Source organism: Tumebacillus avium (assembly GCF_002162355.1).
GTDB classification, from domain to species: domain Bacteria; phylum Bacillota; class Bacilli; order Tumebacillales; family Tumebacillaceae; genus Tumebacillus_A; species Tumebacillus_A avium.
On the sequence record NZ_CP021434.1, the window covers coordinates 2278460 to 2301281 of the forward strand.

Below are 22822 nucleotides of genomic sequence, written 5' to 3' on the forward strand. Positions count from 1 at the left end.
AGGGAGAATTGATCCATGCATGAACTATTGGGGAAGTACCACACGGCCACCGTCGTGCTGTCGATCTTGATCGCGGTGCTCGCTTCGTATACGGCGATCAATTTGGGCAGCCGGGTGACGGAGGCGAAAGGCACGGCGCGCAAGTTCTGGTGTATCGGGGGAGCGATGGCGCTGGGGTTTGGCATCTGGTCGATGCATTTTGTCGCGATGCTGGCGTTTGAAATGGAAGTGACGGTCACCTACCAGTTGTGGCTGGTGCTGTTGTCGGTGCTGCCGGCGATCGTCGCGTCGGGGCTGGCCTTGTATCTGGTCAGCCGCCCGCGCCTGCTGCTGAAGAAGCTGATCTTGGGCTCGCTCTTGATGGGAGCGGGCATTTCGGCGATGCACTACACGGGCATGTATGCGATGCAGATGCAGGCGCATCTGACCTATGACCCGCTGCTGGTGGCCGCGTCGGTGCTGATCGCCGTCGCGGCGTCGTTCGCCGCGCTTTCGCTGATCTATCTGCTGCGCGGGGAAGGGACAAGCCTCAAGAGCGGCTGGCTCAAGCTGTTCAGCGCTTTGCTGATGGGCGGCGCGATCTCCGGGATGCACTACACCGGCATGGCGGCGGCGATGTTTACGCACGCAGACGGGCAAGCGATGAAGACGGTGACGGCGATGGACAACCTGCTGCTCGCCTACTTGATCGGCGGGGTGACACTGCTGCTGCTGGGCGTGGTCATCGCCACATCGGTGCTGGAACGGCGGCTGGTTAAGCACCGGAACCGCCTCGATGACAGCGAACGCCGCTACAAGTCGCTGTTCGACCACAACCCGGATGCGATTTTCACAGTCGATTTGACCGGCGCGTTTATCGAAGTCAATCCGAAGGCGGAGCAGTTGCTCGGGTATTCGTCAGACCAGCTTTTGCAGATGAACGTGATGTCTTTTGTCGTGCCGGAAGATGTGCAGAAGACGGAAGAGCACTACCAGCGCGTGCTGCAGGGCGAACCGCAGCATGCGGAAGTCTCGATCATGCACAAGGCCGGACACCGCGTCGAGATGCTGGTTATCCTGGTGCCGATCATGACCGATGAGACGGTCGGCGGCGTCTATGTGATCGCGCAGGACATCACGGAGAAAAAGGAAGCGGAGCGCGCGATCTCCTACATGGCCTACCACGATGACCTGACCGGGCTGCCGAACCGCCGCACGGCGTTCGATCTGCTGAACAAAGCGATTCAAGAAGCGGTCGATGGGGACTATCACGTGGCGATCATGCTGCTCGACATCGACCGCTTCAAAACGTATAACGACTCGCTCGGCCATATTTTTGGCGACAAGATGATCAAGGCGCTCGGCGACCGGCTGACCGAAACGTTTGGCGGTGATGTGGTGGTGGCGCGTCTTGGCGGCGATGAATTTACGCTGCTCTTCCCGAGGCTCGAAACGATCGCCGACGTGGAAGCGCAGGCGCAGGAAGTGTGCGGCCTGATCGAGCAGCCGATGCTGTTGCTAGGGCATGAGGTGCGCCTGACCGCTTCGGTCGGCGTGGCGCTCTACCCGTGTGAAGCAAACGATGCGGTGTCGATGCTGCGCAATGCCGACACGGCGATGTACCGCGCCAAGGAACATGGCAACAGCTACCGGCTGTATGACCCGTCGATGGATACCAAGGCCTATGAGCGGATGGTGCTGGAGACCGATCTGCGCAAAGCGCTGGAGCGCGAGGAATTCGTGCTCTGGTACCAGCCGCAGATCAACCTGGCGACGATGCAGATCGAAGGTGTGGAAGCGCTGGTGCGCTGGCAACATCCGGAGCTGGGCCTCGTGCCGCCGTTCAAGTTCATTCCGCTCGCCGAAGAGACCGGGCTGATCGTACCGCTGGGCGAATGGGTCCTGCGCACCGCCTGCCAGACCAACAAGCGCTGGCAGGAGCTCGGCATGCCGAAACTGCGCATGGGCGTCAACCTGTCGATGCGCCAGTTCCGCCGTGAAGACCTGTTCGACACGGTGGCAAACGTCTTGCAGGAGACCGGGCTCGACCCGGCCGACTTGGAGCTGGAGATCACGGAGAGCATGACGATGGATCTCGAACAGTCGCTGCAGACCCTGCAAAAGCTGAAGAGCCTCGGCGTGCAGATCGGCATCGACGATTTTGGCACGGGGTACAGCTCCTTGAGCTACTTGAAGAAATTCCCGATCGACCGTTTGAAAATCGACCGTTCCTTCGTCAGCGACATCGAGACGGACGAAAACGACTCGGCGATCGTGACCACGATCCTGCTCATGGCGCACAACCTCCGTCTGAAAGTCACGGCGGAAGGCGTCGAAACGGAAGCGCAAAAAGAATACTTGAAAGTCCACGGTTGCGACGATGCCCAAGGCTATCTGTTCTCGCGCCCCGTCCCGCAAGACGAAATCCAACAGATGTTTATGAAAACCCCTCAGAATTGAGGGGTTTTTTTCTGCCTGTCTAGGAAACAATACCCACATTCAATAGGAATTCGGAATGGATTGGAGGGGATGTCGGATGGCGTTTTGGGACATGTGGCGAGGAATGGCCAGAAAAACTGCACATGGCACTGACCCCAAGGATACGACGTTCCCGGAGGACAAAGGGGCGGTGACCAAAGAAAGCATTCAAGGGGAGCTGCAAGGCGTCGAGGATGCGAAGTTTACGGTGGTGAAGATCGGCGAGGAGACAGGCACGCTGATCTACCTGACCACGATGGTTGATGTTAAAGTGCTGCAAAACCTCGTGCTCGACCCGCTGTCCCGCATGCGCGGCGGATCGGTGCAGGATGTGTTAAAGACGGCGGAGCTGGTGCCGTCCGACGATCTGCCCAAGCTGGTGCACGACATCGTCAGCGGCTGGACGGCGCTGCTCTTGCCCAAGCGCAGGTTGATCCTGAAAATTAACACATTCAGCGCCCCGCAGCGCAGCATCGACACCACCGAAAACGAAACGACGGTGCTCGGCCCGCAGGATGCGTTCACCGAGACGCTGCAGACCAATCTGTCGCTGATCAAGCGCCGGATTCGCTCGCCGCAGCTCAAGCACAAGACGCTCATGCTCGGCACCGATACGCGCAACGAAGTGGCGGTGATCTACATGCAGAACCTCGCCAATCAGGAAAATGTGGAGCGGGTGATCCATCGCCTGCAAAATGTGGAGTACACCGGCTTTTTCGGATTGGCCGTCTTGAAACAGATGATCGAGGACAAGCCCTACTCGCCGTTTCCGCAATTTATGATCACGTCGCGCCCCGATCATGCCATTCAAAACCTGCTCGACGGACGTGTCGCCGTGATCATGAACGGCTCGCCGGAAGCGGTGCTCAGCCCGGCCTCCTTTTTTGAAATGTTCATGTCGCCGGAGGACATGTACAACCGCTGGACGACCGCATCGCTGTTGCGCACGATCCGCTTTGGCGGCTTTTTTATCACCGTGCTGCTCACCTCTTCGTATGTGTCGGTGCTGACCTACCACCCGGAGATGCTGCCGCCCGCCTTGTTGACCTTGTTGTCAGAATCACGCTCGAAAGTGCCGTTTCCGCCGGTGATCGAAGTGCTGCTGATCGAATTGACCATTGAGGTGCTGCGTGAGGCCGGTGCGCGAATGCCGTCCAAGATCGGCCAAACGCTTGGTATCGTCGGCGGTATTGTCATCGGCACAGCGGCGGTGGAGGCCGGGCTGGCGTCGAACATTTTGATCGTGCTGGTCGCGATCTCGGCTTTGCTGTCCTTTTTGCCGACCAATTATCTGATGAGCAACGCGTCGCGTTTTGTCCGCTATGTCTTTATCATTGCGGCCGGGTTTCTCGGCATGTTTGGGCAGGCGCTGGCCTTGGCCTGGCTGATGGCGCATCTGTCGGCTGTCACCTCGCTTGGCACGCCGTACCTGAGCCCGGTGCCGCGCACGTGGAGCGACATCAGCAACAGCATCCTGCGCGTGCCGCTGAACTACATGATGAAGCGCAGCGGTGTGTCCAGAGCCAAGCGGAGCCTGACGCGGCCGACAGGTGAGGAGTAGCGCATGGATCAGGGAAGCAAGCGCAAACTCAACAATTTTCATGTCGTGTTCCTCGTCCAGAACGTCCTGATCGGGGTCAACCTGCTGTCCCTGCCGCACGATCTGATCGGGCTCGGCCCCGACATGTGGTGGTATCCGGCACTGCTTGGGCTGGTCTGCTGGCTGGCCGTGCTGCCGATGATCTGGGTCTGTTCGCGCTATCCGGATGACTCGCTGTTTCGGATCAATGAAAAGCTGCTCGGCAAGTGGCTGGGCAGCAGCATCAATCTCGTGTTTATCCTCTATGCGCTGGGGACGGTGGCGGCGGTGGCGGAAGGGTATCTGCGCCTGATGCAGACGATCACCATGCCGGATCGGACGATTACCGGGCCGTTGGTTTTTCTGTTGATCGTGCTGGTGTACATCACCGAGAGCGGCATCAAAGGCATCGCTCGATTTTGCATCGTGTCGTTTGTGTTTACCGGGTGGCTGGTCTATTACTTGCAGTGGTCGCTGGTCCAAGGCGATCTGCGTCATCTGCTGCCGCTCTTTCAGGTCGACGCGGGGCAGATGCTGACCTCGGCGCACCGCGGGATGCCGGCGTTTCTGGGCTTTGAGCTGCTCCCGTTTTGTTATCCGTACATTCGGGAGCCGAAGAAGTTGTTTCGCAATGCGGGGATCGGGATTGCGATCGCGGTGTTTTTTTACTTCAGTGTCACGCTGGCGTCCGTCGCGTATTTTTCCATGTGGCAATTGGATCATCTGCTCTATCCGGTGCTGAACCTGTTCAAGGCGGTCGAGCTGTCCTTTTTGGAGCGGGTGGAGAACCTGGGCATCTCGCTGTGGGTGTTTTTGATCCTGTCCACGGCGGCCGGCTACTTGTGGATGGCCGCTAAAGGGGTGGACACGATGCTGAAAAAGTTTCGCAAGGCGCATCTCTACATCGGGGCGCTGCTCGTCTTGGCGATGATCGAATCTCCGTTTAAACCGGAGCAGCGCAAGGATCTGTACGATGATTGGATTCCGCTGGTCGGGTATGGCGTGATCTTGTATCCGCTCTTGATTCTGCCCTTGGTGCTCTTGCGTACTCGAAAGGAGAAGGACGGAAATGAGCCGAAGGAAGCTCCTGAACAAAACGCGTCGTAACGTTGCCTGTTGGCTGCTCTTGTTCTGTCTGCCTCTGCTGCTCAGCGGCTGCGCTGCTGAGATCGAGCGGCCGACGCTGGAGGATCTGGGGATGGTCGGGGTGATCGGGATCGATCAGTTGGACGGGAAGAAAATGCGGGTTACCGTGTCGATGCCGCAGCCGGAGCAGAACGCGAAAGACAAGACACAGACCTATTCGACCAATGCCCAGATGCTGCATCAGGCGACGATGGACCTGTCGACAGCTTCGGAGCGGACGCTGTCGCTCGGGCAGTTGCGGGTGGTGCTGTTCGGGGAGGAGTATGCCCGCGAGACGGGGCTGATGGCGTCGCTGGTGCACTTGTACCGCGACGCGACGGTGGGGGATAAAGTGTTTGTCGCCGTCGTCCATGGCAAAGCGGAAGATGTGATCAAAGCGAAATACACGGCGAAATCGAACATCTCGATTTTTCTGAACGACCTGCTGCGGCCGCGGCTGGCGACCGCGTTTTCGCCGTTTACGGGCATCCATGATTTTATCTATGCGGCGACCGACAAGGTGGCCGACCCGATGGTGCCGTATCTGGAACCGCAGGAGCATACGGTCAAAGTCACCAAGGTCGCCTTGTTTCACGGCGACAAGATGTACACCACAATGACACAGCATGAAGGCAAGATCGCCCGGCTCCTGATGGACAGGCGGGTCGTGCCCGACCTGCGCCTGCACATCGTCGAGGATGTAAACAAACCGCTGGTCAACCTGATCATCTCCTACATCCAAGGCAAATGCGATGTGAAGAGCAACGGGCAGTTGAAAAATCCGGTGATCTCGATCAAAGTGACCCTGCGCGGGCAGATCGTCGAATATGGCGGCAATCTCGACCTGAGCGAAGCGGATGCCGTGAAAAAAGTAGAAGCGGCGATTTCGGACGAGGTCAAGAAGCAGATGACCACGTTAATCGGCCGCTTCCAAGAGGAAGGCATCGACCCGGTCGGCCTCGGCGAGTCGATCCGCTCGAAATATCGCGGCCCGTGGAGCGAGCAAGAGTGGAAGAAGCAGTTTCAGCAGGCGAAGATCAGCGTGAATGTGCGCACCGAAGTGGTCTCGACCGGGACGCTGCGTTGATTAATCGGCAAACGTGATGCCGGACTGATAGGGACTTCCTTTGATCGCATAGCGGGTCGGGAACGGAAACACGGAAGAGAACTCCTGTGTCCCATAGTAGTAGGAGACGGCGGCGAAACCCCGGCCCAATTTTTCCAGGGCATAGCCGTGCAGGAATTGCAGATATTCGCTGTCCTCATCAGGCAGCAGGCGGACAGCAAACGCCGCTTCGTAACGCCCTTTGTCGAGCAGATACTCCGCCAAGCCGACATGCGCGTCGAGGTTGCCTTCCGGGCGCGACTGCATCGCTTTGCGGTAGAAGACTTCCGCTTTCGGGCTGTTCAGCGCCTTGGAGAGCTCGGCGTAGTTCATGTTGACCTGCCAGTTCGACGCGTCTGTTGCGAGCAGCTGGTCGAACCATTCCTTCGCCTGCTGAGTCAGTCCGGATGCCTGACCATACTGCCTTACGCCGTCGATGTACATCGTCTTGCCAAAACCTGCGGCGATCTTGGAAGCGGCGAGATACGCGTGGAAAATGTCCGCATTCAGCTGCTGCGCGTCACCGTGCCCGCCTTCTTGCAACTGCCATTGCAGCGAGTTGGCCAGCCCTTGATAAGCGTGGCGGCTGTCCGGGTACTTTTTGACGAGCGCACGGTAAAATTCCACCTTGTCGCTGCCGGCCGGGGTGTTGCCGTACGCCTGGACCAGTTCCAGCGGTTCGTTTGGGTCGGGCAGATCGGCGAGGCGATGATTCTGCATATAGTCCCAGACACCAGGCTGCAACTGCGGCGTCTCCGGGCTGCTCGCGTGTGCGCTGGATGCCAGCAGAGCGGCAGTCAGTGTGGCTGCGATCAACCCTGCGATGATCGGCTTCTTCATAAGGGGGAGTCCTCCTTGGGGATGTTTTCCTGTTATCAATAAAGACGGTGTTTTGGGCAGGAAGTTTCAGGAAAAAGGGAGGGAAACAAAAAAAGACTTCCTACTCGGTAGGAAGTCTGTTGTAAGCATATGTGGCGTGCCCTGCAGGAGTCGAACCTGCCTCTGCGGCTCCGGAGGCCACCGTGATATCCGATACACTAAGGGCACATGTTGTAAGTTGTGACGCAGATCGCGTCGAGAAGAACAATTGCTATGATACAGCATCCCTATGCAAATTGCAACTGGGAACTTTGCCCCGCCCTTGGTAAAATAGAGGCAGCACTGAATGGAGGGGATCAGAGAATGACTGTATCTCGTGCTCTTACGATTGCAGGCAGCGATTCCGGCGGCGGCGCCGGGATTCAAGCCGACTTGAAGACGTTTACCGTGCTGGGCGTGTACGGCATGAGCGCCCTGACGGCGATCACCGCACAAAACACACTCGGCGTGCATGGCATCTACAACTTGCCGCTTGAGGCGATTGAGCAGCAGATCGACGCCGTCGCAACTGACATCGGCGTCGATGCCGTCAAGACCGGCATGCTGTCCCAGGCGCCGATCATCGAGCGTGTTGCCGAGCGCATCAAAGCCAACAACATCCCGAACCTCGTCGTCGACCCGGTGATGGTCGCCAAAGGCGGCGCGCGCCTGCTCGAACAGGATTCGCAGCAAGCGTTGATCCGCCACCTGCTGCCGCTTGCCACCGTGATCACGCCCAATCTTCCGGAAGCGGAAGTGCTGACCGGCCGCACGATCACCACGGTCGAGGAGATGAAGGAAGCAGCCCGGCACATCCACAGCTTTGGCACGCGTTATGTCGTCGTCAAAGGCGGGCACCTCGACGGCGATGCGCTGGACATTTTGTTTGACGGCGAGACGTTTGCCGAATTTGTCGCCCCGCGCCATGAGACGAAACACACGCATGGCACCGGCTGCACGTTTTCCGCTGCGATCACGTCCGAACTGGCCAAAGGCGCGTCGGTGCACGATGCCGTCACCACGGCGAAGCATTTTATCACCTGCGCGATCCAAGACACGCTTGGGCTCGGTCAAGGGCATGGCCCGACCAACCACTGGGCATATGGGAAACGCCAGCACCAGCTCATCTAAAATAACGTGAAGCGGGGTCATGCCGACCCCGCTTTTTTCTATGCCTATTTGCTATCGGGCGCAGGCGCCCCGTGGTGCTTCGACTTGGAGCGGGTGGTGACCAGCAGTTGGTCGAACACGCCGTGCAGGGACGGGTGCAGCACTTTGATCCCTTCGGCCGTGATGCCGCCCGGCACCGCGACGCGATTGATGATGTCTTCGAACTCAAATCCTTCTTCGGTCAGCAGCTTGCCGACACCTTGCGTCATCTCTTTGACCAGCGAATCGGCGAGGTCGCGCGGAATGCCGCCTTGGCGCACCGCCGCCATCGCAAACTCGCGCAGCATCACGGCGAGGAAGGCCGGTCCGCAGGAGCTGAGGTCGGAGCAGACGCGCAGGTCATTTTCCTCGACGACGATCGGCTTGGAGATCTTGCCGAGCCAGCTTTCGATAAAACGCTGCTCATCGGCGCACATCCGGCTGCCGTGCATGACCAGCGTCACGCCGGACATCCCGACCTGGGTGATCGACGGGATGACTTTCGACACGCGGCAAGGCAGCGCCGCTTCCATCTCTTCGAGCATCACCGCGCTGTTGATCGAAATAAAATAATGATTTTCCCGAATATAAGGCAAGACTTGTTGTATAACACCTTTGGCATCGCCCGGCTTCACGCACAAAAAGACGATGTCAGAGCGGGAAACTGTCTCTTCAGGGGATGCAGCCGTTTCCACATGGGGAAAGCGCGACGTGATTTGGGCCAGTTTTTCCGGACTTCGGTTGCAGGCGACTACCTGGAGCTCCGAAGCGGGCGTTGACTGGAGAAACGCGCGGACTAACATACCTCCCATACTACCTGTCCCGATAAATCCAATCCGCAAGGCAGTCTCCTCCTTCTGAATGTCTATACTTCGAGCATATTCGACTTCTGTACATAATGATACCGATGAATTTTTTTCGCCGTTTGGCGGCACCCTGTATAAAAATAGCGATCGTCGCATCTTGGAAAGGAGCACCAGCATGGAAGAACTCACAGCACAGCCGCTGCATCTCATCCGACATGGAAAATTGGTCTATGACAACCTGATGAAGCTGGGCAAATCGGAGCCCTGGGTGCGGGAGATGCTCTCCCAATTGCAAATTTATGATATCAGGGATGTCCGTTATGCATTGCTCGACCAATTTGGTTCGGTACATGTGCTTTATGCCTAAAGTGCCGAAACCTTGCAATCGCTTTTCCTTCGCTGTTTTGCTACACTGAAAAGCAAAGAACCACGCGAAGGAGTGAGGAGAACATGCAGATGGGACTTGGTTACGGCCTGTGGCAGGAACAGACGCAAAAGCTGGTCATGACCCCCGAACTGCGCCAAGCGATCACCGTGCTGCAGTTCTCATCGCTTGAACTGCTCGATTATTTGGAAAGCGAGACCCAACACAACCCGGTGCTGGAAGTCGAGCGCACGATCGACTGGACGGAACTGGCCAAAGAGCTGAACAAGACGGGCGGGACAGGCAGCATGTCCAGCTCTTTTGGCGGGCAGGGATTGGACGAAGCGCAAGACGGCATCCGCCAAGGCGTCACCTTGCATGAACACTTGGAAAAACAGCTCCGGCTGCTCCCGCTGAATGCGGAGGCGCTGCGCATCGGGCAGTATCTGATCGGCAACCTCGACAGCAACGGCTACCTCACGTTGTCGGCCGAAGACTGCGCCGAGGCGCTTGGCGTCGCCAAGGAACGCGTCACACAAGCCTTGCAGCACGTGCAGTCCTTAGAGCCGACCGGCGTTGGTGCGCGCGAACTCGGCGAGTGCCTGCGCCTGCAATTGGCAGAAAAAGCGGATGTGCCGCCGGCGATCTACCCGCTGATCGACCACTACCTGGAAGAGGTCGCCCAGGGCCGAATCACCCGCGTCGCCGGGGAGCTCAAAGTCGCGCCCGCCGACGTGCAGCGCATGGTCGACCTGCTGAAGACGCTCGACCCCAAGCCGGGCCGGATGTATTCGACCGAGTCGCCATCCTACATCATCCCCGATGTGACGGTGGAGCGCGTCGGGCGCGACTATGTGGTGATCGTCAATGAAAAATCGACCCCGCGCCTGCGCATCAACGACTTTTACCGCAACATGCTCGCTTCGGGCGACGAACTGCATAAGGAAACGAAAGACTACATCTCCGGCAAATTGAGCGGCGCGTTGTGGCTGCTCAAGTCGATCGAGCAGCGCCGCCAGACCATTTTCAACGTCACGTCGGCGATCGTCGAGCTGCAGCGCGGCTTTTTCGAGGAAGGCGTGCGTGGGATGAAGCCGCTCACTTTGCGCCAAGTCGCAGAAAAAGTCGGCTTGCACGAGTCGACCATCTCCCGCGCCACGACGGGCAAGTTCGCGCAGACGCCACGAGGCGTGTTTGAGCTGAAATACTTCTTTGGCTCCGGTGTGCAGAACGCTTCCGGTGACAGCACATCGGCCGAAAGCATCAAGTCGCAGATCAAGCAGCTGGTCGCCGCCGAGAACCCAAACAAGCCGCTCAGTGATCAAAAGCTGGCTCAACTGCTGCAGGAACAAGGCATCGAGATTGCCCGCCGCACCGTCGCCAAATACCGCGAAGAAGAAAACATCCCGTCCTCTTCACAGCGAAAACGGTACGAGTAGCAGTTGCGAAAACCACAAGATTTGGATATAGTAAAAGCAAGCAGACCCTGCGTCTGCATTTTTTTCGAAGCCTGTGGGACATTATTTGCATACACGGGACATTTTTAGTCCCTTAAAGGAAAAGGCAGGAAGGTGAACGCCGTGCAGTACCCCCTGTTAGACTTGCAGCAGCAGTTGGTGCCCGACCTCATCGACACGATGAAGAAGCGGTACCGCATCCTGCATCATCTCTATCTTACCCAGCCGGTCGGCCGGCGAGCCTTAGCCCAGCAATTGCAAACGACCGAGCGCATTCTCCGCGCCGAAGTCGATTTTTTAAAAGATCAGGGGCTGCTCATCGTTGAGACGGTCGGCATGCACCTGACGGAGCGCGGCGTCAATCTGCTCCAGCAGCTCGCCGATGTGATCCGCGAAGTGGAAGGCCTGGCCGAAAAGGAACGCCGCCTCGCCGACCGCCTCGGGCTGCAGGAAGTGCGGATCGTCAAAGGCGACGCCGACGCCGACCCATTGGTCAAAAAGGCGCTTGGCCACGCCGCCGCCGAATGGCTGAAGAAGACGCTGCGTCCCGGCGACATCCTCGCCGTCACCGGCGGCACGACGATCGCCACCGTCGCCGACCAGATCCCGCGTACGCCGCTGGGCGTGGAAGTGCTCCCGGCACGGGGCGGGGTCGGAGAGAACATGGAGTTTCAGGCCAACACCATCGCCTCGCGCATCGCCGCACAGCTCGGCGGCACCTACCGCCTGCTGCATGCGCCGGACGTGCTCAGCGACGATGCGTTGCAGAGCCTGATCGAAGACCCGCAGGTGCAGGACACCCTGCAGCGCCTGCGTTCCGCTCGGATTGTCCTGCACGGCATCGGGCAAGCTATCCCCATGGCGAAACGCAGGCGACTTCCGGAGAGCCGCATCGAGCAGATCGAAGCGCACGGGGCGATCGCAGAAGCGTTCGGGTATTATTTTGACGCCCACGGCAACATCGTGCACGCGATGAACACGGTGGGTCTGCGCCTCTCCGACCTCAAGCACATCGAGCGGATCTCCGCCGTCGCGGGTGGCAGCAGCAAGGCGGACGCGATCTCCGCCGTCGCATTTGGCAGCCCGCTGCAGGTGCTGATCACCGACGAAGCGGCAGCCGATGCGATTTTACAGAAATAAGCACAGGAATCCCAAAGGAGGAGACTTTTCATATGGCTATCAAAGTAGGGATTAACGGATTTGGGCGCATCGGGCGCAACGTGTTTCGGGCGGCATTTGCCCGCGAGGATATCGAGATCGTGGCGGTCAACGACCTGACCGACGCGAACACGCTGGCACTGCTGTTGCAATACGACTCGGTGCACGGTGAGTTCGAAGCGGAAGTGCGCGCGGAAAATAACACCTTGATCGTCGGCGGCCAAGAGGTGCACGTGCTGGCCGAAAAAGATCCGGCAAAACTCCCGTGGGCCCACCTCGGCGTCGACATCGTCATCGAGTCGACCGGGCGCTTCACCGATGCGAAAGCTGCGGCGGCGCACATCGAAGGCGGCGGCGCGAAAAAAGTGATCATCTCCGCTCCGGCGAAAAATGAAGACATCACCGTGGTGATGGGCGTAAACGAAGACAAATACGACCCGGCGAACCACCATGTCATCTCCAACGCATCCTGCACGACGAACTGCCTCGCGCCGTTTGCGAAGATCTTGAACGACAAGCTCGGCATCAAGCACGGCCTGATGACCACCGTGCACTCGTACACCAACGACCAGAACATCCTTGACCTGCCGCACAAAGACATGCGCCGCGCTCGCGCTGCCGCTCTGTCGATCATCCCGACCACGACCGGCGCTGCCAAAGCGGTCTCGCTGGTGCTGCCGGAGCTGAAAGGCAAGCTGAACGGCTTTGCGATGCGCGTGCCGACGCCAAACGTCTCGGTCGTCGACCTGAACGTCGAAGTCGAGAAGGCAACCACCGTCGAAGAGGTCAACAGCATGCTGCAGGAAGCGGCGAACGGCAACCTGAAAGGCATCCTCGGCTACTCCGAACTGCCGCTCGTTTCCATCGACTACAACGGCAACCCGCATTCTTCGACGATCGATGCGCTGTCGACGATGGTCATCGACGGCACGATGGTTAAAGTCGTCTCCTGGTATGACAACGAGTGGGGCTATTCCTGCCGCGTTGTCGACCTCTGTGCGTACATGGCGCAAAAAGGGATCTAATCCGTATAACATATTTCAGGCAAAATCCTGAAAAAAGTATGACAGATTCGCTAAATGTTGTTCCATCAAGGGGTAACATTTGGTAAAATCAATAGGGCAAAGCACTATGAGGAGGCTATTTTCAACACCTCCTCATTTCCTATGATCGGAGGACCCCCCTATGAATAAAAAAACGGTTCGCGACATCGACGTCAAAGGCAAGCGCGTGTTGGTGCGCTGCGACTTTAACGTCCCGCTCGACGGCGCGAAAATCACCGATGATACAAGAATTGTTGCGGCAATGCCGACGATCCGCTATCTGATCGAATCTGGCGCGCGCGTCATCCTCGCGTCCCACCTCGGCCGCCCGAAAGGCGAAGTGAACGCGAAATACTCTCTGGAGCCGGTCGCAGAGCGCCTCTCCGAACTGCTCGGCAAAAATGTGGAAAAGACGCAAGACTCGATCGGCGCGGCCGTTCAAGAGCGCGTTTCTCTGCTCCAAGACGGTGATGTGCTCCTGCTCGAAAACGTCCGCTTCCACGCAGGCGAAGAGAAAAACGACCCGGAGCTGGCCAAGGAATTTGCGGCGCTGGCCGATGTTTTTGTTAACGACGCATTTGGCACGGCACACCGCGCCCACGCTTCCACAGCAGGCATCGCACAGTATCTCCCGGCGGTGGCAGGCTTCCTGATGGAGAAAGAGATCAACTTCATGGGCGGCGCGCTGGAAGATCCGAACCGTCCGTTCACGGCGATCATCGGCGGCGCGAAAGTGTCGGACAAGATCACCGTCATCGAAAACCTGCTCGGCAAGGTCGACCAGATGATCATCGGCGGCGGCATGGCGAACACCTTCCTCAAAGCGATGGGCTACAAGCTCGGCAACTCGCTCGTCGAAGAGGACAAGCTGCAGCTCGCATCCGCCCTGCTCGGCAAAGCAGAAAGCATGGGCGTGATGTTGTTCCTGCCGGAAGACCTCGTCGTGGCGAGCGAATTCAAGGCGGACGCGGAACACAAAGTGGTCGATGCGGAACTCGAAGGCGTGCCGGACGGCTGGATGGCGCTCGACATCGGCCCGAAATCGATGCGCACATTCGAACTGGTCGTGAATCGCTCGAACACGATCATCTGGAACGGCCCGATGGGCGTGTTTGAGATGGACGCGTTCGCCAAAGGCACGATGTCGGTGGCGCAGTCGGTCGCAAAATGCACCGGCACCACCATCGTCGGCGGCGGTGACTCGGTCGCAGCGGTCGAGAAGTCGGGCGTGTCCGACAAGATGTCGCACATCTCCACCGGCGGCGGCGCATCACTGGAATTCCTCGAAGGCAAAGCACTGCCGGGCGTCGTGGCCCTGAACGATAAATAAGGAGGTAACTCTCTTGCGCAAACCGATTCTCGCTGGCAACTGGAAAATGTTCAAAACGGTTTCGCAGGCGCTTTCCTTCGTCGAGCATCTGCAAGACCTCGCCGAAGACGCGCCGCAGCAAGTTGACACCGTCATCTGCGCGCCGTTTACTTCGATCTACGCCTTGAATCAGCTGCTCGAAGACAGCTCGATCAAACTGGCCGCGCAAAACCTGCACCAGGCGGAAGAAGGGGCTTACACCGGCGAAGTCTCCGCCTTGATGATCAAAGACGTCGGCTGCACCTACGTGATCATCGGGCACTCCGAACGCCGCCAGTACTTCGGCGAAACGGACGATTCGGTCAATCAAAAAGTGCATGCGGCGTTTAAGCACGGCCTCCTGCCGATCATCTGTGTCGGCGAAGACCTCGACCAGCGCAACCAAGGCATCACCAAGCAACTGGTCGAAGAGCAAGTCCGCGCCGCGCTGTCGGCTGTCAAAGCGGACGATGTGCCGCGCCTTGTCATCGCTTATGAACCGATCTGGGCGATCGGCACGGGCAAGACGGCGACCGCGCAGGACGCCAATGAAGTCTGCGCCCACATTCGCCAAGTGGTTGGCGACATGTACGGCAAAGAAAAAGGCGATCTCGTGCGCATCCAATACGGCGGTTCGGTCAAGCCGGAGAACATCGAAGAGCTGATGCTCCAGCCGGACATCGACGGCGCACTGGTCGGCGGGGCGAGCCTCGATCCGGGCTCGTTTGCCAAACTGCTCAAAGGAGCGCTTTCCAAATGACACGTCCGGCACCTGTAGCTTTGATCATTCTCGACGGCTTCGGCTGGCGCAAAGAAACAAAGGGCAACGCGGTGCATTTGGCGAACAAGCCGAATTTTGACCGCTACTGGAACCAGTACCCGCACACCACCCTGACCGCTTCCGGCGAAGCGGTTGGCCTGCCGGAAGGGCAGATGGGCAACTCGGAAGTCGGGCACCTGAACATTGGCGCGGGCCGCGTCGTGTATCAGGACCTGACCCGAGTGTCCAAGTCGATCCGCGAAGGCGAGTTCAAGCACAACCAGGCTTTCCTGAACGCGATCGAGCACTGCAAAACGACCGGCACCAAGCTGCACCTGTACGGCCTCGTCTCGGACGGCGGCGTGCACAGCCACATCTCGCATTTGATGGAACTGCTCGACCTTTGCAAAGAGCAGGGCATGGGACAGGATCAGGTGCTGGTGCACGCCTTCCTCGACGGCCGCGACGTCATTCCGGGCACAGCGAGACAGTACATCGCCGACCTGCAGAAGAAAATGCAGCAGAACGGCGTCGGCCGCATCGCCACCGTGCAAGGTCGCTACTACGCGATGGACCGCGACAAACGCTGGGAGCGCACCGAAAAAGCATACCGGGCGATGGTGTACGGCGAAGGCCCGTCCTCGACCGACCCGCTGGCAGCGCTGGAAGAGTCCTACCGCGCTTCGGTGACCGATGAGTTCGTCCTGCCGACGGTGATCAAGAACGAAGACGGCTCGCCGGTTGGACTGATCACCGACCGCGATGCGATCATCATGTTCAACTTCCGTCCCGACCGGGCGATTCAGATCTCGCAGGTGTTTACGAACAAAGATTTCCGCGGCTTTGACCGGGGGGAGAAATGTCCGCAAGACCTGTACTATGTCACCTTGACCAAGTTTTCAGAAACGGTGGGCGGGTTTGTCGCTTACAAGCCGTCCTCGCTCGACAACACGCTGGGTGAAGTGCTGACCCAGAACAAGCTCAAGCAGCTGCGCATCGCCGAGACGGAAAAGTTCCCGCATGTGACGAGCTTCTTCTCCGGCGGGCGCGAAGATGAATTTGAAGGCGAAGAACGCGTGCTGATCCAGTCGCCGAAAGTGGCAACCTATGACCTGCAGCCGGAGATGAGCGCACAAGGTGTCGCCGATGCTTGTGTGGCGAAGATCGACGAAGGGTTCGACTTCATCTGCCTCAACTTTGCCAACGCCGACATGGTTGGCCACACCGGTTCCCTCGAAGCGGCTGTTAAAGCGGTGGAGACGGTCGACACCTGCCTCGGCCAAGTCGTGGAGAAGGTGCTGTCCAAAGGCGGCGTCTGCCTGATCACCGCCGACCACGGCAACGCCGACATGATGATCCTGCCGACCGGAGAAGCGTGCACGACGCACACGACCGAGCCGGTGCCGTTTATCGTGACGCAGGAAGGGATCACACTGCGCGAAGGCGGCATTCTCGCCGACATCGCGCCGACCGTAGTAAAGCTGCTCCAACTGGCACAACCTGAAGAAATGACCGGCAAGAGCATCATTCTCTAAAGGAATCCAAACCTACATTACATAAAAGGAGTGTTTTTTGTGAGCATTATCTATGACGTACGTGCACGTGAAGTCCTCGATTCCCGCGGCAACCCGACCGTTGAGGTGGAAGTGGAAACGGAAACCGGCACCATCGGCCGCGCGATCGTTCCGTCCGGCGCATCGACCGGCGCACATGAAGCGGTTGAACTGCGCGACGGCGACACAGGCCGTTACCTCGGCAAAGGCGTATTGCACGCAGTTGAGAACGTCAACGAAGAGCTCGGTCCGGAAATCGTCGGCCAAGATGTGTTTGACCAAGTTGGTATCGACAACCTGATGATCTCGCTGGACGCAACTCCGAACAAATCCAAATACGGCGCCAACGCTATTCTCGGCGTGTCGATGGCCGTCGCGCACGCAGCGGCAAAAGAGCTGGGTCTGCCGCTCTACACCTACCTCGGCGGCTTTAACGCGAAGAAACTGCCGGTGCCGATGATGAACATCCTGAACGGCGGCCAGCATGCGGACAACACGGTCGACTTCCAGGAGTTTATGGTCATGCCGGTTGGCGCGGAAACGTTCCGTGAAGCGCTGCGCATGGGCGCAGAAGTGTTCCACGCCCTGAAAGGCGTGCTGAAGTCCCAGGGCCTGAACACGGCTGTTGGCGATGAAGGCGGTTTTGCTCCGAACCTCAAGTCGAACGAAGAAGCTCTGGCCCTGATCATGACCGCGATCGAAAATGCAGGCTACAAGCCGGGCACCGACATCATGCTGGCGATGGACGTGGCGGCGACCGAGTTCTTCAAAGACGGCAAATACCACCTCGAAGGCGAAGGCGTGACCAAGACGTCCGAAGAGATGGTCGCGATGTACGAAGAGCTGGTGGCAAAATACCCGATCATCTCCATCGAAGACGGCCTGTCCGAAGACGACTGGGACGGCTGGAAACTGCTCACCGACCGCATCGGCAGCCGCGTGCAGCTCGTTGGCGATGACCTGTTTGTCACCAACACCGAGCGTCTGGCAGAAGGCATTGAAAAAGGCATCGGCAACTCGATCCTCGTCAAAGTCAACCAGATCGGCACCTTGACCGAAACGTTTGACGCCATCGAAATGGCGAAGCGCGCCGGTTACACCGCCGTCATCTCGCACCGCTCCGGCGAGACGGAAGACGTGACGATCGCCGACATCGCGGTGGCGACCAACGCGGGCCAGATCAAGACCGGCGCACCGTCGCGCACCGACCGCGTGGCGAAATACAACCAGCTGCTGCGCATCGAAGACATGCTCGATTACACCGCGCAATACGGCGGCGCGTCCGCTTTTTACAACATCAAGCGCTAAATGGCGCAAAACTGCCGTTCCTTGTCATAGAGTTATGTTCATGCTAATATAGAGGATGTAACTGTGTGTGGATTGGATTCACACCCTGGAGGTGAGTTGGATGTTATTGACGATTGCGAAAATTCTGCTCGTTATTTTCTCGATCGGTTTGATTTTGATCGTTCTGCTTCAATCGGGTAAGAGCGCAGGTCTGTCCGGCGCAATCACCGGCGGTGCGGAGCAACTCGTAGGCCGCAAAGCTCGTGGTTTTGATGCAGTTCTGGCGAAAATTACGGCTGGATTGGCAATTGGCTTCATTGGCCTCACCTTGGGGGTCGCTTGGCTGGTTGCAAACGCGTAACATCGACTAACAAATGGAGTACCGTGCTCTGTCCTTTGGAGGAGGCGGTACTTTTTTCATAAACAGGGGCGGGGAGGCGACGATGGGATGGGAGTTTGTCTTCTGTTACACGGGTTTACGGGCACTCCGTTTGAAGTGGAACCGCTGGCCAAGGAATTGGCCGCACGCGGACATATCATATCCATGCCAACGCTGGCCGGGCATGGCTCGACGCGTCACGAGATGGAGCGCGTGACGTGGCGGGACTGGATACATAGCGCAGAAAAAGAACTGGTCAGCCTGTTGAACGAACACCCCGGTGAACAAATCCACCTGGTCGGCTTTTCGATGGGCGGGCTGATCCTGGCTTATCTGTCCCTCGAACACAAAGAGCGCATCGCGTCTTTGACGATGCTCTCCTCGCCGATTTACACGATCAATCCCAAGCAGTTGTTTCGCACGATCGCCGAGACGATTCAAAAGTCGATGTGGGCGCGGGACAGAAGCGATGATGTGGCCCGCTACATCTCGAAGGTCAAAGGGACGCCTTTGCGTTCGCTCGTCCATTTCCGCCGCCTGATCCAGGAGGTCAAGCCGAAGCTGGAGCAGCTTGACGTGCCGCTGCTGGTGATCCAGGGCGAGCTGGACGACTTGGTGGAGCCGAAGAGCGCCGCCCATATTTTTGACTCGGCCGACTGCAGCCACAAAGACCTGCATTTCTTTTCCCGCTCCGGGCACATGATCTGTCATGACTGCGAAGCGGACGAAGTGTGCCGTCGGGTGGCCGATTTTATTGCGCGCATCGAACGCGGGGGAGAGGGCGCCGTATAAAAAGGCCCTCTTTTTGTTTAGCCCTGCGCCAGTCTGCGCATACTTTAGTAACAAGAAGAAGGGGGGCACCGATACCTGTGCTAACCGAAGAGCGATTGTTAGAATTGATGCGCGGGTTGGAATACAAGCCGATGACCATTGCTGAGCTCGAAGACCATTTTGGCATCGAGAACTCGGATGGCTTGGAAGACCTGATTCAGATGCTTCGACTGATGGAGGATACCGGACAGATCGTCCGCACCCGCAGCGATGCGTTTGGCGTACCTGAGAAAATGAACCTGGTCGTCGGGAAGCTGCAAGGCAAATCGAAAGGATTTGGCTTTGTCATTCCCGAGGACTCGACGAAATGGGAACAAGACCTGTTTGTGGCGGCTGGTGACATGAACGGCGCGATGCATGGCGACCGCGTCATCGCCCGCGTCAACAAAAAGGCGGCTGGCAAGCGCCAGGAAGGCGAGATCATCCGCATCCTCGAACGGGCGACCAAGACGGTGGTCGGCACGATTGTGACGATGACCGGTCGCTATGCGTTCGTGACGCCGGATGACAAGCGCCTCGGCCAAGACATCTTTTTGGGCGAAGAGGACTTTAACGGGGCGAAGGAAGGGCAGAAGGTGGTCATCGAGATCACAGCCTACCCGGAAGGCTGGCGCAACCCGCAAGGCCGCGTGCTGGAAGTCTTGGGCAACCCGGACGACCCGGGCGTGGATATCCTGTCGGTGATTCGCAAATTCGGCCTGCCCGAAGAGTTCCCGGAAGAAGTGCTGGAAGCGGCGAATGACGTGCCGGATCTGATCACCGAGCGCGACATGAAAGGCCGCCGCGACCTGCGTGACTGGGTCTGCGTCACCATCGACGGCGAAGACGCCAAAGACCTCGACGATGCGGTGAATGTGGAGCGTCTTGATAACGGCAACTACCTGCTCGGCGTACATATCGCCGACGTGTCTTACTATGTCCGCGAAGGGGAACCGCTCGATCGGGAAGCGTATGCCCGCGGCACGTCAGTCTATCTGGTTGACCGCGTCATCCCGATGCTGCCACACCGCTTGTCCAACGGGATCTGTTCGTTGAACCCGAATGTGGACCGTTTGACGATGACCTGTGAGATGGAGTTCTCCCCAAGCATGGAGCTGGTGCGCCATGACATCTACCCGTCGATCATCAACACGACGGAGCGCATGACCTACACCAACGTGCGCAAGATCCTGACCGAGCCGGGTGAGAATCCGGAGCTGATGGAGCGTTACGCACCGCTTGTGCCGATGTTCCAACTGGCCGAAGAGCTGGCGATGAAGCTGCGCGGCCGCCGGATGAACCGCGGCGCGATCGACTTTGATTTCCAAGAGACGAAGATCATCGTTGGTGAAGACGGCAAAGTTGCCGACATCAAAAAGCGCGAGCGCACGATCGCCGAGATGATCATCGAGGAGTTCATGCTGGCTGCCAATGAAACGGTGTCCGAGCATTTCTACTGGATGAACATCCCGTTCCTGTACCGGATTCACGAAGAGCCGGATGGAGATCGTCTGCAGAACTTCAATGAATTTATCCACAACTTCGGCTACCACATCAAAGGGGCGGGCGGGAACAACAAGATCCACCCGAACGCTTTGCAGGAGTTGCTGGCGAAGGTGAAAGGCTCGCAGGAAGAGCGGATCATCAACACCGTGATGCTGCGCTCCTTGAAGCAGGCGAAATACTCGCCGGAGCCGCTTGGGCACTTCGGTCTGGCGGCGAAGTATTACAGCCACTTCACCTCGCCGATCCGCCGTTATCCGGACTTGCAGATCCATCGCATCATCCGCGATGTGGTCAACAACGGCGGCAAGCTGAGCAATGAGCGCATCGAGCGTCTGAAAGAGATGATGGATGCAGTCGGCAAGCATACCTCCGAGCGCGAGCGTGTGGCGGTGGAAGCGGAGCGCGAGACGGACGATGTGAAAAAGGTCGAATACATGCTGGACAAAGTCGGCGAAGTGTTCGAAGGCATCGTCAGCGGCGTGACCTCGTTTGGCATGTTCGTGGAGCTGGAGAACTCGATTGAGGGGATGATTCATATCTCCTATATGATCGACGACTACTACAACTTCAACGAGAAGCAATACTGCCTGATCGGGGAGCGCACCGGCAAGGTCTACCGCATCGGCGACCCGGTGAAGATCAAAGTCATGGGCGCCAACAAGACGGAGCGCACGATCGACTTCCAGCTCTTGCACCATGTGAAGAACAACGAGCAGCGTGCCGAGCTGGCGGAGCGCAAGAAGACCAGGAAGATCAAAGGCAAGACCGCAGGCGCGGCTGGCGCGGCAGCATCTGGCGCTGCTGGAGCAGGAGCCGGGAAAAAGCCGGGCGCTGCAGCGAAAAAGAAAACCGGCCGCACGCCGGGCGAGTTGGCCGAACTGAAGCAAGCGGTGAGCAAAGCGCGCCGCAAGAACAAAAAGAGAAAAGCCCGCTGATCACTCAGCGGGTTTTTCCCTCTTGACTGCCGGTTTTGCAATGTGATAAGATTCTTTGAACAACAAGGAGGTGGCATATCATGTCGGCATCGACAGAACCGAAAGTACTCGCCCAGAACAAAAAAGCAACACATGACTACTTCATCGAAGAGACGATCGAAGCAGGTCTCGTTCTGACCGGCACGGAGATCAAGTCGATCCGCCAGGGACGCGCTAACCTCAGAGACAGCTTTGCCCGCATTTCCAGCGGGGAGATTCACTTGTTGAACATGCACATCTCGCCGTTCGAGCAGGGCAACCGCCACAACGTGGACCCGACCCGCACGCGCAAGCTCTTGATGCACAAGCAGCAGATCAACAAGCTGTTCGGCCAGACCCGCGAGAAGGGGTATGCGTTGGTACCGCTGAAGCTGTACATCAAGAACGGCTACTGCAAAGTGCTGATCGGCTTGGCGAAGGGTAAGAAGAACTACGACAAGCGCCAGGACATCGCCAACAAAGATGCCAAGCGTGAGATGGAGCGTGCGCTCAGAGACCGCCAGAAGTACTAAGAAGTACCTCCGCAAGAGCGGGGGAGAGTGTGGTATACTAGATGTGTACCGACCGATGCAAGTGATTGACGTACTGCTTGCAAGACCCGATCCACCTTCTATCATGGGGGCGTTTTTGGATTCGACGGGGATTGTTCGAGCGTGATGTGGCGAGTCGTGGGGCTGCGAGGCCACGTAAAAAACGCGGAAAGCGATAAACGCTAAGAAACCTAGCTTTAACCAAAACCTCGCGTTCGCAGCTTAGCCTGTGAATCCGTCCTTTGTGCTTACTCCTGCGTAGCCCTTAGGACGTCACTAAAGCGGGATAGCTTGAGGCATTGCTCGTGGGCCTCCAGCGAATCGTAAACGAGCTAGCCTGATGGCAGCGTGTCGCTCCGCGTCCTGACGGCGAACTCCCAAAAGAGACGACTACACTCGTAGAAGCTCATGCAGCGAGGTCTTCGGACAGGGGTTCGACTCCCCTCGCCTCCACCAAAAAAAGAAGCGCATGTTTCCGACAAGGAGACATGCGCTTTTTGTATTTGCTATAAAAAAGGAAGGCGCCGTATTGGAGCGCCTTCCTACGCCTTCTGCGTAGGAGAACAAGTTACCC

The 22822-nt window shown here is 58.2% G+C and carries 19 protein-coding genes, 1 tRNA gene and 1 other RNA gene; 18 read left to right on the forward strand and 3 right to left on the reverse strand.

Annotated elements, in window-relative coordinates:
* The first annotated feature begins 15 nt into the window (after positions 1-15).
* From CBW65_RS10935 to CBW65_RS10950, 4 genes are all read left to right on the forward strand, one after another.
* Positions 16-2439 (forward strand): bifunctional diguanylate cyclase/phosphodiesterase, encoded by a 2424-nt coding sequence (locus CBW65_RS10935; RefSeq protein ID WP_087456840.1) that lies wholly within the window; start codon positions 16-18, stop codon positions 2437-2439.
* 76 nt (positions 2440-2515) lie between these two features.
* Complete coding sequence (locus CBW65_RS10940; RefSeq protein ID WP_232463481.1) at positions 2516-4018, forward strand: spore germination protein; 1503 nt, start codon at positions 2516-2518, stop codon at positions 4016-4018.
* Positions 4019-4021: 3 nt separating this feature from the next.
* The gene (locus tag CBW65_RS10945; RefSeq protein WP_087456841.1) at positions 4022-5143 is read left to right on the forward strand and encodes a GerAB/ArcD/ProY family transporter; all 1122 of its coding nucleotides are present in this window, start codon (positions 4022-4024) and stop codon (positions 5141-5143) included.
* Positions 5106-6248 carry a Ger(x)C family spore germination protein gene (locus CBW65_RS10950; RefSeq protein ID WP_087456842.1) on the forward strand — a complete coding sequence of 381 codons (1143 nt, stop codon included), beginning with the start codon at positions 5106-5108 and terminating at the stop codon, positions 6246-6248. The genes CBW65_RS10945 and CBW65_RS10950 overlap by 38 nt, the downstream gene beginning before the upstream one ends.
* Here CBW65_RS10950 and CBW65_RS10955 read toward each other — a convergent pair whose 3' ends face one another.
* Both CBW65_RS10955 and CBW65_RS10960 read right to left on the reverse strand, forming a co-directional pair.
* On the reverse strand, positions 6249-7106 hold the full coding sequence (locus CBW65_RS10955; protein WP_087456843.1) for a tetratricopeptide repeat protein: 858 nt from the start codon (positions 7104-7106) through the stop codon (positions 6249-6251). It lies immediately after the preceding gene.
* Between the two features lie 132 nt (positions 7107-7238).
* Positions 7239-7313, reverse strand: a tRNA-Arg gene (locus CBW65_RS10960).
* A 135-nt stretch (positions 7314-7448) separates the two neighbouring features.
* Here CBW65_RS10960 and thiD point away from each other — a divergent pair.
* The gene (thiD, locus tag CBW65_RS10965) at positions 7449-8255 is read left to right on the forward strand and encodes a bifunctional hydroxymethylpyrimidine kinase/phosphomethylpyrimidine kinase (protein ID WP_087456844.1); all 807 of its coding nucleotides are present in this window, start codon (positions 7449-7451) and stop codon (positions 8253-8255) included.
* 44 nt (positions 8256-8299) lie between these two features.
* On the opposite strand, the gene comER is transcribed toward thiD, so the two are convergent.
* Positions 8300-9115 carry a late competence protein ComER gene (comER, locus tag CBW65_RS10970; protein WP_198299809.1) on the reverse strand — a complete coding sequence of 272 codons (816 nt, stop codon included), beginning with the start codon at positions 9113-9115 and terminating at the stop codon, positions 8300-8302.
* Between the two features lie 139 nt (positions 9116-9254).
* On the opposite strand from comER, the gene CBW65_RS24215 reads away from it, so the two are divergent.
* From CBW65_RS24215 to ssrA, 13 genes are all read left to right on the forward strand, one after another.
* A complete protein-coding gene (locus tag CBW65_RS24215; RefSeq protein WP_157721891.1) occupies positions 9255-9446 on the forward strand; it encodes a YetF domain-containing protein in 192 nt (63 codons plus the stop codon).
* An 83-nt stretch (positions 9447-9529) separates the two neighbouring features.
* Positions 9530-10882: an RNA polymerase factor sigma-54 gene (gene rpoN, locus CBW65_RS10975; RefSeq protein WP_232463482.1), complete on the forward strand. Its 1353-nt coding sequence runs from the start codon at positions 9530-9532 to the stop codon at positions 10880-10882.
* 141 nt (positions 10883-11023) lie between these two features.
* A complete protein-coding gene (locus CBW65_RS10980; protein ID WP_332457835.1) occupies positions 11024-12040 on the forward strand; it encodes a sugar-binding transcriptional regulator in 1017 nt (338 codons plus the stop codon).
* 32 nt (positions 12041-12072) lie between these two features.
* Positions 12073-13083 carry a type I glyceraldehyde-3-phosphate dehydrogenase gene (gap, locus tag CBW65_RS10985; protein ID WP_087456846.1) on the forward strand — a complete coding sequence of 337 codons (1011 nt, stop codon included), beginning with the start codon at positions 12073-12075 and terminating at the stop codon, positions 13081-13083.
* 160 nt (positions 13084-13243) lie between these two features.
* Positions 13244-14431, forward strand: a complete 1188-nt coding sequence (locus CBW65_RS10990; protein WP_087456847.1) for a phosphoglycerate kinase — start codon at positions 13244-13246, stop codon at positions 14429-14431.
* 13 nt (positions 14432-14444) lie between these two features.
* Positions 14445-15209 carry a triose-phosphate isomerase gene (gene tpiA / locus CBW65_RS10995; protein WP_087456848.1) on the forward strand — a complete coding sequence of 255 codons (765 nt, stop codon included), beginning with the start codon at positions 14445-14447 and terminating at the stop codon, positions 15207-15209.
* Positions 15206-16744, forward strand: coding sequence for a 2,3-bisphosphoglycerate-independent phosphoglycerate mutase (gene gpmI, locus CBW65_RS11000; protein ID WP_087456849.1), 1539 nt, complete (start codon positions 15206-15208; stop codon positions 16742-16744). Before tpiA ends, gpmI begins: the two co-directional genes overlap by 4 nt.
* A 39-nt stretch (positions 16745-16783) precedes the next feature.
* A complete protein-coding gene (gene eno, locus CBW65_RS11005; RefSeq protein WP_087456850.1) occupies positions 16784-18070 on the forward strand; it encodes a phosphopyruvate hydratase in 1287 nt (428 codons plus the stop codon).
* Between the two features lie 100 nt (positions 18071-18170).
* On the forward strand, positions 18171-18410 hold the full coding sequence (secG, locus tag CBW65_RS11010; protein ID WP_087456851.1) for a preprotein translocase subunit SecG: 240 nt from the start codon (positions 18171-18173) through the stop codon (positions 18408-18410).
* Positions 18411-18497: 87 nt separating this feature from the next.
* Positions 18498-19220: an alpha/beta hydrolase gene (locus CBW65_RS11015; protein WP_087456852.1), complete on the forward strand. Its 723-nt coding sequence runs from the start codon at positions 18498-18500 to the stop codon at positions 19218-19220.
* 77 nt (positions 19221-19297) lie between these two features.
* On the forward strand, positions 19298-21679 hold the full coding sequence (gene rnr / locus CBW65_RS11020; RefSeq protein ID WP_087456853.1) for a ribonuclease R: 2382 nt from the start codon (positions 19298-19300) through the stop codon (positions 21677-21679).
* A gap of 80 nt (positions 21680-21759) precedes the next feature.
* Positions 21760-22230: an SsrA-binding protein SmpB gene (gene smpB, locus CBW65_RS11025; RefSeq protein WP_087456854.1), complete on the forward strand. Its 471-nt coding sequence runs from the start codon at positions 21760-21762 to the stop codon at positions 22228-22230.
* Positions 22231-22335: 105 nt separating this feature from the next.
* Positions 22336-22704: a transfer-messenger RNA gene (gene ssrA, locus CBW65_RS11030) on the forward strand.
* Positions 22705-22822: the final 118 nt, after the last annotated feature.

Excerpts from the sequence above, each read along its gene's own strand:
- CBW65_RS10935 (WP_087456840.1), top strand. The coding sequence starts at position 16 with ATGCATGAACTATTGGGGAAGTACCACACGGCCACCGTCGTGCTGTCG.
- CBW65_RS10940 (WP_232463481.1), top strand. The coding sequence starts at position 2,516 with ATGGCGTTTTGGGACATGTGGCGAGGAATGGCCAGAAAAACTGCACAT.
- CBW65_RS10945 (WP_087456841.1), top strand. The coding sequence starts at position 4,022 with ATGGATCAGGGAAGCAAGCGCAAACTCAACAATTTTCATGTCGTGTTC.
- CBW65_RS10950 (WP_087456842.1), top strand. The coding sequence starts at position 5,106 with ATGAGCCGAAGGAAGCTCCTGAACAAAACGCGTCGTAACGTTGCCTGT.
- CBW65_RS10955 (WP_087456843.1), bottom strand. The coding sequence starts at position 7,106 with ATGAAGAAGCCGATCATCGCAGGGTTGATCGCAGCCACACTGACTGCC.
- thiD (WP_087456844.1), top strand. The coding sequence starts at position 7,449 with ATGACTGTATCTCGTGCTCTTACGATTGCAGGCAGCGATTCCGGCGGC.
- CBW65_RS24215 (WP_157721891.1), top strand. The coding sequence starts at position 9,255 with ATGGAAGAACTCACAGCACAGCCGCTGCATCTCATCCGACATGGAAAA.
- rpoN (WP_232463482.1), top strand. The coding sequence starts at position 9,530 with ATGCAGATGGGACTTGGTTACGGCCTGTGGCAGGAACAGACGCAAAAG.
- gap (WP_087456846.1), top strand. The coding sequence starts at position 12,073 with ATGGCTATCAAAGTAGGGATTAACGGATTTGGGCGCATCGGGCGCAAC.
- CBW65_RS10990 (WP_087456847.1), top strand. The coding sequence starts at position 13,244 with ATGAATAAAAAAACGGTTCGCGACATCGACGTCAAAGGCAAGCGCGTG.
- gpmI (WP_087456849.1), top strand. The coding sequence starts at position 15,206 with ATGACACGTCCGGCACCTGTAGCTTTGATCATTCTCGACGGCTTCGGC.
- secG (WP_087456851.1), top strand. The coding sequence starts at position 18,171 with ATGTTATTGACGATTGCGAAAATTCTGCTCGTTATTTTCTCGATCGGT.
- CBW65_RS11015 (WP_087456852.1), top strand. The coding sequence starts at position 18,498 with ATGGGAGTTTGTCTTCTGTTACACGGGTTTACGGGCACTCCGTTTGAA.
- smpB (WP_087456854.1), top strand. The coding sequence starts at position 21,760 with ATGTCGGCATCGACAGAACCGAAAGTACTCGCCCAGAACAAAAAAGCA.